The sequence below is a fragment of the Streptomyces sp. NPDC026301 genome, assembly GCF_055567935.1.
Window position 1 is genome coordinate 355588 of record NZ_JBVHPN010000001.1, and the last position, 13427, is coordinate 369014.

The 13427-nt window shown below is 71.3% G+C and carries 11 protein-coding genes; 8 read left to right on the forward strand and 3 right to left on the reverse strand.

Features of this window, described 5'->3' with window-relative positions; genetic code table 11:
- Window positions 1-100 precede the first annotated feature (100 nt).
- From ACZ4MH_RS01605 to ACZ4MH_RS01630, 6 genes are all read left to right on the forward strand, one after another.
- Complete coding sequence (locus tag ACZ4MH_RS01605; protein ID WP_467753900.1) at window positions 101-3055, forward strand: glycoside hydrolase family 3 protein; 2955 nt, start codon at window positions 101-103, stop codon at window positions 3053-3055.
- 90 nt (window positions 3056-3145) lie between these two features.
- Complete coding sequence (locus ACZ4MH_RS01610; RefSeq protein WP_351587190.1) at window positions 3146-4372, forward strand: ABC transporter substrate-binding protein; 1227 nt, start codon at window positions 3146-3148, stop codon at window positions 4370-4372.
- A 10-nt stretch (window positions 4373-4382) separates the two neighbouring features.
- Window positions 4383-5282: a carbohydrate ABC transporter permease gene (locus tag ACZ4MH_RS01615; protein WP_351587192.1), complete on the forward strand. Its 900-nt coding sequence runs from the start codon at window positions 4383-4385 to the stop codon at window positions 5280-5282.
- A complete protein-coding gene (locus ACZ4MH_RS01620) occupies window positions 5279-6109 on the forward strand; it encodes a carbohydrate ABC transporter permease (RefSeq protein ID WP_467753743.1) in 831 nt (276 codons plus the stop codon). Before ACZ4MH_RS01615 ends, ACZ4MH_RS01620 begins: the two co-directional genes overlap by 4 nt.
- Before the next feature lie 35 nt (window positions 6110-6144).
- Window positions 6145-8493, forward strand: coding sequence for an alpha-xylosidase (gene yicI / locus ACZ4MH_RS01625; RefSeq protein WP_351587194.1), 2349 nt, complete (start codon window positions 6145-6147; stop codon window positions 8491-8493).
- A gap of 83 nt (window positions 8494-8576) precedes the next feature.
- A complete protein-coding gene (locus ACZ4MH_RS01630) occupies window positions 8577-9290 on the forward strand; it encodes a GH12 family glycosyl hydrolase domain-containing protein (RefSeq protein ID WP_351587196.1) in 714 nt (237 codons plus the stop codon).
- Between the two features lie 81 nt (window positions 9291-9371).
- Here the strand turns inward: ACZ4MH_RS01630 and ACZ4MH_RS01635 are convergent, their stop codons facing one another.
- Window positions 9372-9803 carry a MarR family winged helix-turn-helix transcriptional regulator gene (locus ACZ4MH_RS01635; protein WP_351587197.1) on the reverse strand — a complete coding sequence of 144 codons (432 nt, stop codon included), beginning with the start codon at window positions 9801-9803 and terminating at the stop codon, window positions 9372-9374.
- 104 nt (window positions 9804-9907) lie between these two features.
- On the opposite strand from ACZ4MH_RS01635, the gene ACZ4MH_RS01640 reads away from it, so the two are divergent.
- Window positions 9908-10429 carry a phenolic acid decarboxylase gene (locus tag ACZ4MH_RS01640; protein ID WP_351587198.1) on the forward strand — a complete coding sequence of 174 codons (522 nt, stop codon included), beginning with the start codon at window positions 9908-9910 and terminating at the stop codon, window positions 10427-10429.
- A gap of 24 nt (window positions 10430-10453) precedes the next feature.
- Here the strand turns inward: ACZ4MH_RS01640 and ACZ4MH_RS01645 are convergent, their stop codons facing one another.
- On the reverse strand, window positions 10454-11764 hold the full coding sequence (locus tag ACZ4MH_RS01645; RefSeq protein ID WP_351587200.1) for a sensor histidine kinase: 1311 nt from the start codon (window positions 11762-11764) through the stop codon (window positions 10454-10456).
- A 23-nt stretch (window positions 11765-11787) separates the two neighbouring features.
- Complete coding sequence (locus ACZ4MH_RS01650) at window positions 11788-12198, reverse strand: MerR family transcriptional regulator (RefSeq protein ID WP_351587202.1); 411 nt, start codon at window positions 12196-12198, stop codon at window positions 11788-11790.
- An 86-nt stretch (window positions 12199-12284) separates the two neighbouring features.
- Here ACZ4MH_RS01650 and ACZ4MH_RS01655 point away from each other — a divergent pair, with 86 nt between their 5' ends.
- Window positions 12285-13391, forward strand: coding sequence for an alkene reductase (locus ACZ4MH_RS01655; protein WP_351587204.1), 1107 nt, complete (start codon window positions 12285-12287; stop codon window positions 13389-13391).
- The last annotated feature ends 36 nt before the right edge of the window (window positions 13392-13427 follow it).

Consider the following 13427-nt stretch of genomic DNA (forward strand, 5'->3'; position numbering starts at 1 on the left):
GAGCCCGGGCAACCGCCCTCCGCACCACCGGCATCACCGGCACCACGTACCCCGTTATCGAAGCGCTTCGACTCGAAGGAGTCCCGTGAAGCCACAGGGCATTTCCCGACGTGCCGTGCTCGCCCTCGGCCTGGCGGCCGCTCCGCTGACCGCCGGCCTGGACCTGGCAGGAGCCTCTCCCGCCGCCGCGCGCACGCGTACCGCGCACCCCTTCCGCGATCCCGGCCTGCCGCTGAAGGACCGTGTGGACGACCTGCTGCGCCGGCTGACGAAGGACGAGAAGATCGGCCTGCTGCACCAGTACCAGGCGGCCGTCCCCCGGCTCGGCATACGCCCGTTCCGCACCGGGACCGAGGCCCTGCACGGCGTCGCCTGGCTCGGTCCGGCCACCGTCTTCCCGCAGGCCGTCGGTCTGGCGAGTACCTGGAATCCCGCCCTGATCAGACGCGTCGGCGCGGCCGTCGGCGACGAGGCGCGCGGCTTCCAGCACGAGCGGCCCGAGGGCTGGGGCCTGAACCTGTGGGCGCCGGTGGTGAACCTGCTGCGTGACCCGCGCTGGGGCCGTAACGAGGAAGGGTACTCCGAAGACCCCTACCTGACCGGCGCGATCTCCACGGCGTACGGCACGGGCCTGCAGGGCGACGATCCCGTCCATCTGAAGACGGCGCCCACCATCAAGCACTACCTGGCCAACAACAACGAGACCCGCCGGACCACCTCCGACTCGGTCCTGCGCCCCCGCGTCCTCAAGGAGTACGACGAGGCGGCCTTCCGGCCGGCCCTCAGCGCGGACGCCGTCACCGGCGTGATGTCGTCCTACAACCTCGTCAACGGCCGCCCCGCCACCGTCCATCCGGGCCTGACCGACACCGTCCGCACATGGGCGAAGAAGGACCTGTTCAACGTCACGGACGCGGACGCCCCCAACAACCTGCTCCCCGGCAACCAGGACTACTACCCCACCCGCGCCGAGGGGGACGCCGCCGCCCTGCGAGCCGGCATCGACAGCTTCACCACCGACAGCGCCGAGCCCGGCAAGACCGTCCAGGCGCTCACCACCGCACTGGCGAAGGGGCTGATCGACGAGGCCGACCTCGACACCGCGGTCCGACACGCTCTCGGCATCCGGTTCCGGCTCGGCGAGTTCGACCCGGACGGCGGCCCGTACGCGAAGATCGACAAGTCGGTCATCGACAGCCCGGCGCACCGCGCCCTGGCCCGCGAGACCGCCGCCGAGGCGGTCGTCCTGCTGAAGAACGAGCACGCGGCCCTGCCGCTGGACGCGAAGGCCCTCAAGAAGGTCGCCGTCGTCGGCCCGCTGGCCGACACCCTCTACACCGACTGGTACTCCGGCTCCCTGCCGTACGCCGTCACCCCGCTCAAGGGCGTCACGGAGCGGCTCGGGCCCGGCGGGACCGTCACCACGAGCGAGGGCGTGGACCGGGTCGCCTTCCGGAACAAGGCCACCGGCGGGTACCTCACCGGGGGCGGCGGCGCGAGCGGTGCGGTCCTCACGGAGCAGGGCGGCGACGCGGGCGCCACCGGGCAGTTCGACGTCTTCGACTGGGGCCAGGGCGTGGTGACACTGCGCAACGTGGCCAACGGCAAGTACGTGGGCTACGACGGGAAGGCGTTCCGCAACGACCAGGAACAGCCGAACGGCTGGTACGTACAGCAGCAGTTCGTCCTGGAGCGGCAGGACGACGGCAGTCGGCTGATCCGCTACGCCGGGTACGAGACCGCCGCCGACTGGTTCGGCGACAAGACGTACCTCACGGCGGACGCCGCCGGCACGCTGCGGCTGACCACCCAGGACGATGCCGCCCGCTACGAGGCGGAGGTGGTGCGCGGCGGCGTCGAGCACGCGGTCGAGGCCGTACGGGGCGCCGACGCGGCGGTCGTGGTGGTCGGCAGCATGCCGTGCATCAACGGCCGCGAGGACCACGACCGTGCGGACAGGGCGCTGGCCGCGGGGCAGACCGCCCTGGTCAAGGCCGTCCGGGCGGCCAATCCGCGCACGGTCGTCGTCCTGGAGACCAGCTACCCCGTCACCACCACCTGGGAGCAGGAGCACGTGCCGGCGATCGTGTGGACCACCCACGCGGGCCAGGAGACCGGACACGCCGTCGCCGGCGTCCTGTTCGGCGACCACAACCCGGCAGGGCGGCTCACCCAGACCTGGTACCGCTCCGAGGACGACCTGCCGGACCTGCTCGACTACGACATCATCGCGGCGGACCGCACCTACCTCTACTTCCGTGGCGACCCGCTCTACCCCTTCGGGCACGGCCTGTCCTACACCACGTTCCGCTACGGCCGGCCCGAGCTGTCCGCACGCACGGTGGACGGCGACGGCACGGTGACCGTCTCCGTTCAGGTGACCAACACCGGTGAGCGGGACGGCGACGAGGTCGTGCAGCTCTACACCCACCAGCGCGCCTCGCGGGACAAGCAGCCGCTGAAGCAGCTCCGCGGCTTCGCCCGCGTGCCTCTCAAGGCGGGCCGGAGCACGACCGTACGGCTGCCGCTGCGCGCCGCCGACCTCGCCCACTGGGACGTCACCCGCGGCCGTTGGGTCGTGGAGAGCAGCGTCCACGACGTCTGGGTGGGCGCGTCGTCGGGGGACGTACGGGGGCGGGTGACACTGCGCGTGAACGGCGCGGAGATCCCCGCCCGGGACCTGGCCAGGACCACGCGCGCCGCCGACTTCGACGACTACCGGGGCGTGCGGATCGTCGACGAGAGCAAGGTGCGCGGGGACGCGGTCGGCGCCACCGGGAAGGGTGACTGGATCGTCTTCCGCGACGCCGAACTCGGCGCGGGCGTAAGGATGTTCACCGCGCGCGTCGCGAAGGAGAGCGGCGGCAGCGGGACCGTACAGATCCGGCTCGGCTCGCCGGACGGGCCGCTCGCCGGGACGGCCGAGGTCTGCAGCACCGGCGACCGGTACGCCTACCACACCGTCACCGCCCGGCTGCGTGGCGCCCGCGGCCGGCACGACGTCCACCTCGTCTTCTCGGACGCGATGCGTCTGAGCACCTTCTCGCTGCGCTGACGCGGCCTCTTCCGGCGCCGCACCGGACGTCCCGGCGCCTTACCCACCGCACCGCATCTCCCTGAGCCGCCTCCGAACGGAGAACCGCCCATGCACTCCCGTGCAGCCAGACCGGTGCTCGCCGCGATCACCGCGGCGGCCACGGTCGCACTCGGCCTCACCGGCTGCGCCGCCGCCCCGGACCCCGGCACGGTCACCGTGCTCAACTCGGCCACCGACACCGCCGAACACACCAAGAACCAGCGGTTCTTCGACCGCTGCGCCCGGCCGCTGGGCCTGCGCGTCGAGCAGATCAGCGTGCCCGCCGACCAGGTGTCCTCCAAGGCGCTGCGGATGGCCTCGTCCCACTCGCTCACCGACATCCTGGAGCTGGACGGGTCCGAGCTGCCGCAGTTCGCCCGGACCGGCGGCCTGCGGCGGCTGAGCGACCTCGGCGTCGGCGCCTCCGGTTTCTCCCGCAGCGCCGTCTCCCTCGGCTCGTACCGTGGTGCCCGTTACGGTGTGGCCCGCGCCGCCAACTCCCTCGCGCTGTACTACAACCGCGACCTGCTGGAGAAGGCCGGCGTGGCCCCGCCCCGCACCTGGGAGGAGCTGCGGGCGGCGGCGCGGAAACTGACCGGGGGCGGCACCTACGGCCTGGCCTTCAGCGCCAGTCCGGACGCCGACGGCGTCTACCAGTTCCTGCCCTTCTTCTGGTCGGCGGGCGGCGACGAGGCGCGCCTCGACGACGGCAAGGGCGAGGCCGCACTCGGGCTGTGGAAGCGGCTGGTCGGGGACCGGTCGGTCTCCAGGGCCGTCGTCAACTGGAACCAGCAGGACGTCAACGACCAGTTCGTCGCGGGGCGCGCCGCCATGATGGTCAACGGCCCGTGGCAGGTGCCGGTGCTCGCCGCCCAGAAGAAGGTGGACTGGGCCGTCGCCAAGATCCCCGTGCCCGAGGCGGGCGGCAGGGCCGTCTCGCCCATCGGCGGCACCGTCATGACCGTGCCGAAGAGCGACGACCCCGGCCGCGAGCGCAACGCCGCAAGGATCCTCGACTGCCTCAACTCGCCAGCGAACCAGCTCGCTTGGGGCCAGGCGACCAACAACGTACCCACTCGAACCGCCGCGGCCCGCACCTACGCGGCGAAGAACCCCGAGCTCGCCCCGTTCGCCGAGCTGGTCTCCACCGCCCGCTCCCGCACCGCCCGGGTCGGCACCCGCTGGCCCCCCGTGGGCGATGCCCTCTCGGGCGCGTTCCAGTCCGTACTGACCGGCCGGAGCAGCCCCGGAGCGGCGCTGCAACGGGCGCAGCAGCAAGCGACGACGGGGAAGTGAGACACCGGTCATGAGAACCCTCCCACGGCACACCGAACTCCTCCGCTGGCTCTTCGTCGCCCCCGCGCTCGTCTACATGGCCGCATTCTTCGGCTATCCGCTCGTCCGCAACGTGCTGATGAGCTTTCAGCACTTCACGCCCACCACGTACTTCACCGGAGAAGCGCCCTTCAACGGCCTCGCCAACTGGCGGGCCGTCCTCGCCGATCCGCTCTTCACCGACGCCCTGTGGCACACGGCGCTCTTCACCGCCGGCTCGCTGCTCGGCCAGTTCACCATCGGTCTGGCCCTGGCCGTCTTCTTCTCCCGGCGCTTCCGCCTCTCCGGTGTCGTACGGGCGGTCCTGCTGCTGCCCTGGCTCGTGCCCATGGTGGTGTCCGCCGTCGTGTGGCGGCGCATCCTCGACCAGGAGCACGGTGTCCTCAACACCGCCCTGCAGGCGCTCGGCCTGGCCGACGGCGGGGTGCCGTGGCTGAGCAGCCCGAGCGTGGCACTGCTGTCCGCCGTCCTGGTCAACATCTGGATCGGCATCCCGTTCAACATGGTCATCCTCTACGGCGGTCTGCAGGAAATACCGCGCGAGCTGTACGAGGCGGCCTCCCTGGACGGCGCGAGCGCCTGGCGGGCGTTCCGCAGTGTCACCCTGCCGATGCTGCGGCCGGTGATCACCGTGGTGCTCGTCCTCGGCTTCATGTCGACGGTCAAGATCCTCGATCTGATCCTGGCCCTCACCGCGGGCGGCCCCGCCGACGCGACCCAGACCCTGGGCACCGTCACCTACCAACTGTCCTTCCTGCGTCTCGACTTCGGCCAGGGCGCCGTCGTCGGCAACGTCCTCATCCTGGTCAGCGCGGTCTTCGCCGTGCTGTACCTCCGCGCCAACCGCGCCGACTTCGGCCAGGGGAAGTGATCGTCGTGGCCCCTTCGCGTACCCGCAGGCTGCGCAGCGCCTGGAACACGGCCACCGCGCTGCTGATCCTCGCCGTGCTGCTCTTCCCCGTCTACTGGATGCTGGACACCGCGCTCCAGCCCGCGTCGGGCATCGCCGTTTCCTGGTTCCCGACCCGTCCCAGCCTGGACAGCTTCCGGCTGGCGCTGGGGAGCCAGGGCCGCTCGATGCTCACCAGCCTCGTCGTCGCGCTCGGCGCCGTCGTCGTCTGCCTGGCGCTCGCCGCGCCCGCCGCGTACGGCCTGGCGCAGTCCGCGCTGCGCGGTGGCCGCAGCGTCGTCTTCACCACCCTCATCACCCAGATGGTGCCGGGCATCGTCATCGCCAACGCCCTCTACAGCGCGTACGCGGAACTGGGCCTGGTCAATTCCTACCTCGGGCTGATCCTGGCCGACGCCTCGCTCGGGCTGCCGTTCTCCATCGTGCTGCTGCGCGCCTTCATGGTGTCCATTCCCGGGGAGGTCATCGAGGCGGCGTTGGTCGACGGCGCGAACCGGTTCACCGCCTTCGTCCGCATCGTGCTCCCGATGAGCCGCAACGCGCTCATCACGGCCGGGCTGTTCACGTTCCTGTTCGCCTGGTCGGACTTCATGTTCGCGCTGACCCTCAACACCACCGACGACGTCAAGCCGGTCACGCTCGGCATCTACCAGTTCGTCGGCGCCCACGTCAGCGACTGGGGCGCGGTCATGGCCACGGCCGTGCTGTCCGCCGTCCCCGCGGCGGTCCTGCTGGTCGTCGCCCAGAAGTACATCGCCGCCGGCATCGCCGGCGGCTCGATCAAGTAGCCACCGCGCGCGGCTCGAAAGGCAGGCACCACCCGATGAAGTTCACCGACGGCTACTGGCTGATGCGGGACGGCGTCGACGCGTCGTACGCCACCGAGATCGTCGACACCCGCGTCGAGGACGACCGGTTCACCCTCTACGCCGCCGCACGCCACCTCCGGCACCGGGGCGACACCCTCAACAGCCCTTTGCTGACCGTTACTTGCTTCTCACCCGCCGAGGGCGTGATCGGCGTCCGCGCCACCCACCACGCCGGCACGGCCGACCACGGCCCCCACTTCGCCCTGGGTACGGGGCAGGACGACACGACCGCGGGCAAGGTCCACCGCGAGGGCACTTTCCTCGAACTGTCCAGCGGCGCCCTGTCGTTGCGCGTGGACACCACCGCTCCGTACCGGCTGGACTTCACCGCCGACGGCCGCACGCTCACCTCCGCCGAGGCGCGCGGCACCGGCTTCGCCCGCACCCCCGACGGTGCCCACCACTCCCTCGCGCAGCTCTCCCTCGGCGTCGGCGAGCTGGTGTACGGCATGGGCGAACGCTTCACCCCGTTCACCCGCAATGGCCAGAGCGTCGACATCTGGCAGGCCGACGGCGGCACGGCCAGCGAACAGGCGTACAAGAACGTCCCGTTCCACCTCACCAACCGCGGCTATGGCATCTTCGTGAACCACCCGGGCCAGGTCTCCTACGAGGTGGGTTCCGAGGCGGTCGGCCAGGTCCAGTTCAGCGTCGAGGACCAGACGCTGGAGTACTACATCGTGCACGGCCCCTCCCCCAAGGAGATCCTGGACCGCTACACCGCGCTGACGGGCCGCCCCGCGCTGCCGCCCGCCTGGTCGTTCGGGCTGTGGCTGTCCACCTCCTTCACCACCTCCTACGACGAGGAGACCGTCACCCGCTTCGTACGCGGCATGGCGGACCGCGACATACCGCTCGGCGTCTTCCACTTCGACTGCTTCTGGATGCGCGCCTACCAGTGGTGCGACTTCACCTGGGACCCGGAGGTCTTCCCGGACCCGGAAGGCATGCTGCGGCGCCTCAAGGAGGAGCACGGCCTGAAGATCTGCGTCTGGATCAACCCGTACATCGCCCAGAAGTCCCCCCTCTTCGACGAGGCCGCCCGGCTCGGCTACCTCGTACGGCGGGCGGACGGCAGCGTGTGGCAGTGGGACATGTGGCAGGCGGGCATGGGCCTGGTCGACTTCACCCACCCCGAAGCGCGGCAGTGGTACGCGGACAAGCTGCGCGGCCTGCTCGGACAGGGCGTCGACTGCTTCAAGACCGACTTCGGCGAGCGCATCCCCACCGATGTCGTCTGGCACGACGGCTCCGACCCCGCACGCATGCACAACTACTACACCCACCTATACAACCGCACCGTCTTCGAGACGCTCGCCGCCGAACGCGGCGCGGACGAGGCGGTCCTCTTCGCCCGCTCGGCGACGGCCGGCGGCCAGCAGTTCCCCGTCCACTGGGGCGGTGACTGCGAGTCCACCTTCGGTGCGATGGCCGAGTCGCTGCGCGGCGGGCTCTCGCTCGGGCTGTCCGGTTTCGGCTTCTGGAGCCATGACATCGGCGGCTTCGAAGGCACGCCGAGCCCCGAAGTCTTCAAGCGCTGGGTGCAGTTCGGGCTGCTGTCCTCGCACAGCCGGCTGCACGGCAGTACCTCCTACCGCGTGCCGTGGGACTACGACGAGGAGGCCGTCGCGGTCACCCGCGACTTCACCCGGCTCAAGCACCGCCTGATGCCGTACCTCTTCCACGCCGCGCGGCAGGCCGCCACGCACGGCACGCCGGTGATGCGCGCGATGCTGCTGGAGTTCCCCGGCGACCCGGCCTGCGACACCCTGGACCGGCAGTACATGCTCGGCGACGACCTGCTGGTGGCGCCCGTCTTCACCGCCGACGGCACCGTCGAGTACTACGTACCGGACGGGGAGTGGACCCATCTGCTCTCCGGCGAGCGGGTACGGGGACCGGGCTGGCGGCGCGAGCGGTACGGCTTCGACAGCCTGCCGCTGCTGGCCCGGCCCGGCTCGGTGATCCCCTTCGGAAGCGTGGCCGACAGCGCCGTCTACGACTGGGCGCACGGCGTGACGCTGAACGTGTACCGGCTGCGCGACGGCGACACCGTGACGACCAGGGTCCCGGCACCGGACGGCGCCCCCGACGCCGTCTTCCGCACCCGCAGGGACGGCGCGCGCCTCGTCATCGAGGCCACCGGAGCGACCGGCCCGTGGCACGCGCTTCTCGTGGGCGAGCGTTTCACACTGCCCGAGAATGCACCGGGCACGGCGGCCCACACCGAAGAGGGCACGCTGCTGTCGGCCGGGCCCGGCACGTCTCGGCTGATGGCGGTACTCGACGAGCGCGAGAGCTGAGCCGGGAACGGCAACCTTTCCCCGGGCCCAGGCAACCAACCGATGAACAGTGCGACCTTCCCCCACCTCTGAAAGGACTGTTCATGACACAGCGCACCCGGAGACTCGGCATACGGCTCCCGCTGACCGTCACGGCGGCCTTCGCGGCAGTGCTCGGATTCGCCGCCGCACCGGCCCAGGCCGCGGCCTGGTCCTCGTCCGAGCGCTTCGGCTCGTACACCACCCCCGACGGCTACACGCTCTACAACAACATCTGGGGATCGGGCGCCGGCACCCAGACGATCCGGGCCGAGTCCGCGTCGGACTGGGACGTGTCGGCCGATCACCCGGGCACCCCGGGAATCAAGTCCTACCCCAACGCGAAGAAGGTCATCGGCAAGCCCCTCAGCGGCCTCTCCTCGCTGACCAGCACGTACGACGTGACCGTGCCGGCGTCGGGCGCGTACAACACCTCGTACGACATCTGGGACAGCGACTACGACCACGAGGTCATGCTCTGGGTCAATCACACCGGCGCCGTCGGTCCGATCGGCACCGAACAGGCCACCGTCACCCTCGGCGGCAGCACCTGGAAGGTCTACAAGGGCGACAACGGAGCCAATCAGGTGTACTCCTTCCTGCGCACCTCCGACTCCTCCGCCGGCACCGTGGACATCCTGCCGGTCCTGAAGTGGATCCAGGGGAAGGGCTGGTGGGGCGACGAGACCATCGGCGACGTCCAGTTCGGCTACGAGATCACCTCTTCGCCGGGCGGCCTCGACTTCGCCACCAACCGCTTCAGCGTCTCCAGCCGCTAGGCGGTGCGACCGGGCACCGGCCGGGGCGGCTGACCGCTCCGGCCGGTGCCCGGCGTGCGCAGGGACCGGACCGGTTCGCGGTCATCCCCCCAGGGACGCCGCCAGGCGCTCCAGCGCGGGTATCGCCTTGTCGACGGCGGCGCGGTCGCCCGGCGGCAGACCGTGCAGCGCCTCCTGGAGCGCCCTGGTGCTGGCCCGGTCGTAGCGCGCCAGCAGTTCCAGCGCGGCCGGGGTCGCGGAGAGGCCCACACTCCTCGCGTCCGTCGCGGAGGGCCGTCGCTCGACCAGGCCCGCCGCGGCCATCGCGCGGACGAGGTTGCTGACCGTGGAGGGCGACACGCTGAGCCGCGCCGCCACCGCGCCCGTACCCAGCGGCCCGTCGGCGGAGAGGACCCGCAGCAGTTCGATGTGGGCCTCGGGCAGGTCGGGGAGGCCTTCGGCGGTGCGCGTGGAGCGGAGGACGGCCCGGCGCAGGGGGCCGAGGAGGTGGCTGAGGGAGGCTGCGGTGTCCATGGAGCGATTGTCGCAGCGCAACCCGATGTTTTGTCGCAAAACTGTTTTGTGACAAACTAAAGGGGTGGCCACCGGAAGCGGCCACAGCACAGCAAGGAGCCACCATGACCACCACCGTCGCGAACCCCGTCCCCGCACAGGACCTCTCCGGCATCACCGGCAAGCGGTTCATCTACACGTACGCCAACGGCTGGCAGTACGAGATGTACGTGAAGAACGCGCGGACCATCGACTACCGGATCCACACCGGCATGGTCGGCGGGCGCTGGGTCAAGGACCAAGCGGTCGATCTCGTCCGGCTGGACGAGGACGTGTACAAGGTGTCCTGGACCGAGCCGACCGGCACCTCCGTCTCCGTGACCGTCTCCCCCGCCAAGCGGCAGCTGCACGGCGTGATCTTCTTCCCGCACTGGGTCGAGCAGCACCCCGAGCGCACCGTCTGCTTCCAGAACGACCACCTGGACGAGATGGCCAAGTACCGCGACGAGGGCCCGGCCTACCCGGTCTACGTCGTCCCGGAGTTCGCGAAGATCACACTCTTCGAGCACGTGGGCGAGGACGACGAGAGCGTCGTCGCCGCAGGCCCGGCCGACCTGCCCGCCGGCTTCGCCGACCGCACGAACTGACCCGCCCCTGGTCCCGGTGGCCGCTCAGCCGGCCGTCCGGGAAGGCGCGGGGAGCGTCGCGAGGACCCGGAAACCGCCGCCGTCCAGCGGGCCCGACTCGATGTCGCCGCCGGCCAGCCGCACCCGCTCGCCCAGCCCGATCAGCCCGTGACCGCCGCTGGGCAGCAGGGGGCCGTCGCCGTCGGGGGACGCGTCCGCCGCGCGGTCCGCCGGACCGTTGGTCACACTCACACACAACGCCCGCGGCCCGTACTCGACACGGATGTCCGTCGCCGCACCGGGCGCGTGCTTGTGCACGTTCGTGAGCGCTTCCTGCACGACCCGGTACGCGGCCCGCTCGACCGGCTCGGCGAGCGGCCGCGGATCGCCCTCGGTGCGCAGCGAGACGGGCAGCCCGGCGGCCCGGGAGCTGTCGGCCAGCGCGGCGATCCGGTCGACGGCGGCACCGTCGGCCGCAGCCACCTCCGCCTGCTGCCCCTGCTTCACCTGCTCCGTCCCGTCCCCGGCCGCCGCCTCGCCCCTGAGCAGCCCCAGCATCTCGCGCAGTTCCGTGAGCGCCTGCCGCCCGGCCGTCTGGATGATCGCCGCGGCCTCGGCCGTCACCTTCGGGTCGTGCGCCACGGCGGCCAGCGCGTTCGCGTGCACCACGATCAGGCTCACCTGGTGCGAGACGACATCGTGCATCTCCCCGGCGATCCGCTGCCGCTCCTCGGCACGCGCGGCCTCGGCCAGGAGCCGCTGCTCCCGCTCTGCGCGCTCGGCCCGTTCCACCAACCCCGCGAGTACGGCGCGCCGTTCACCCACGTACAGCCCGAGGAGCAGCGGTACGAGCATGGCGAGGACGAAGTTCACCAGGAACCCACCGGCCAGGCTCCGCGGATGCGACCAGGCGTCGGCGTCGCCCCAGGGGATGACGTACAGCAGGCCCACCCCCGCCGCCGCCCACACCGTCCGGCGGCTGCGCGGCCCCCGGTACGCGCCCTCGGCGTAGTACGCGCACGGCAGCGCGAAGATCGAGATGTGCAGCGCCTCCGCGACGAGCGCCACCGCGAGCACCACCTCGGGCACCCGTCGCCGCGCCAGCAGCGGCACCGCGCTCACGCCCGCGAGCAGCAGATTCGCCCACGGCATCGCCGGTCCGAGGTATGGATTCTTGGTGCTGTTCCACACCGACAGCGCCAGTACGGCCGCGGTCACCACCACGTCCGCGACGACCGGCGACCTGAACGGATGCCGCGCGGAACGCGCCGGCGCCGTCGCCCGGTGGCCCTCCGGCACGACCACCCAGGACCGGACGAAGTTACGGAAGTGCTGACTGCGGCTGCTGGTACTCACCCGGCGAGGATAGGCGTATCCGGTCATCCCTCTTCCCGGTGCTCACCCTGCCGGTCGGCGGCCCGGCGTCCCTCGTCACCGTCCCCCGCCGCATCGATCACCTCATCCAGTACGTCACGCGAGCGGACCAGGTCGGCGATCATCCGGTCGATGCGTCCCCGCTCCGTCGTGAGGTCGGCGACCAGCCGCGGCGTGGCGATCTCGGACGGTCCCCCGTCGGCGTCCCGCATACAGGGCAGCAGCTGCCGGATCTTCGCGCTGCCCAGTCCGGCGGCGAAGAGCTCCTGGATGCGGATGACGCGGTCGACGGCGCTGCCGGGAAATTCGCGGTGCCCGCCTGCGGTACGTTCGGCCACCAGCAGCCCCTGCTTCTCGTAGTACCGCAGCGAGCGTTCGCTGACTCCCGTACGCCGGGCCAGCTCACCGATCCTCATCGCGCACCCTCCCCCTCCGCATCGCGCACTCTCCCCCACCTCGATGACTTGAACCTGACACCAATGTCAACTTCTACCGTTCCGGCATGACGCACACAACACTCGGCTCCCGCCTCTTCGCCCCCGCCCGCCTCGGCACCCTCCACCTGCCGAACCGCCTGGTGATGGCGCCGCTGACACGCAATCGCGCCACCGCCGACGGCGTACCCACCCCGCTGATGGCCACGTACTACGCGCAGCGCGCCTCCGCCGGGCTGATCATCGCCGAGGCGTCCACGCCGAATGCCGTCGGCCAGACGTACCCGAACATCACCGCGATCCACAACGCGGCCCACGTGGCCGGCTGGCGGCAGATCACCGATGCCGTGCACGCCGCGGGCGGCCGGATGTTCCTGCAGTTGCAGCACGGTGGCCGGGTCGGCCATCCCGACACCAGCGGCCTGACGCCCCTCGCGCCCTCGCCGATCCCCCTCCCGGAAACGATCCACACGCCCAGCGGCCGCCGGCCCGCGGTCGTCCCCCGCGAGATGACCACCGACGACATCCGTACCACCGTCGCCGACTTCGCCGCCGCCGCACGCAACGCCCGCGCCGCGGGCTTCGCCGGGGTCGAGGTGCACAGCGCCAACGGCCACCTCCTCCACCAGTTCCTGGCCAAGAACACCAACCACCGCACCGACGCGTACGGCGGCCCGGTGGCCCGCCGCATCCGCTTCGTGACCGAGGTGGTCCGGGCCGTCGCCGACGCGATCGGCCCCGACCGAGTGGGCCTGCGCATCTCCCCCGGCCACACGGTCAACGGCGTCCAGGAAGGCGACACCGACGACATCTACCCGGCACTCATCACCGCACTCGCCGACAGCGGCCTGGCCGGCCTGGCCTACCTGCACGTCGCCTTCGCCGACCCCGACCAGCCGGTCTACCAGCACATCCGCAAAAACTGGCCGAGCACCCTCATCGCCAACCCGATACTCCCCGACCCCCTCCCCACCGACGGCGGCAGGCACGAGTCCGAACGCCTCCTCTCAGCAGGCGCCGACCTCATCGCCCTCGGCCGCCCCTTCCTCGCCAACCCCGACCTCGTCCACCGCCTCCACACCCACGCCCCCCTCAACCCCGTACGCGACAAGTACCTGATGTACGTAGGCGGCGAGACGGGCTACACGGACTACCCGCCACTGCCCACCACTTGACTTGACGCACGGCAAATTGACGCACGGCAAAGCGGG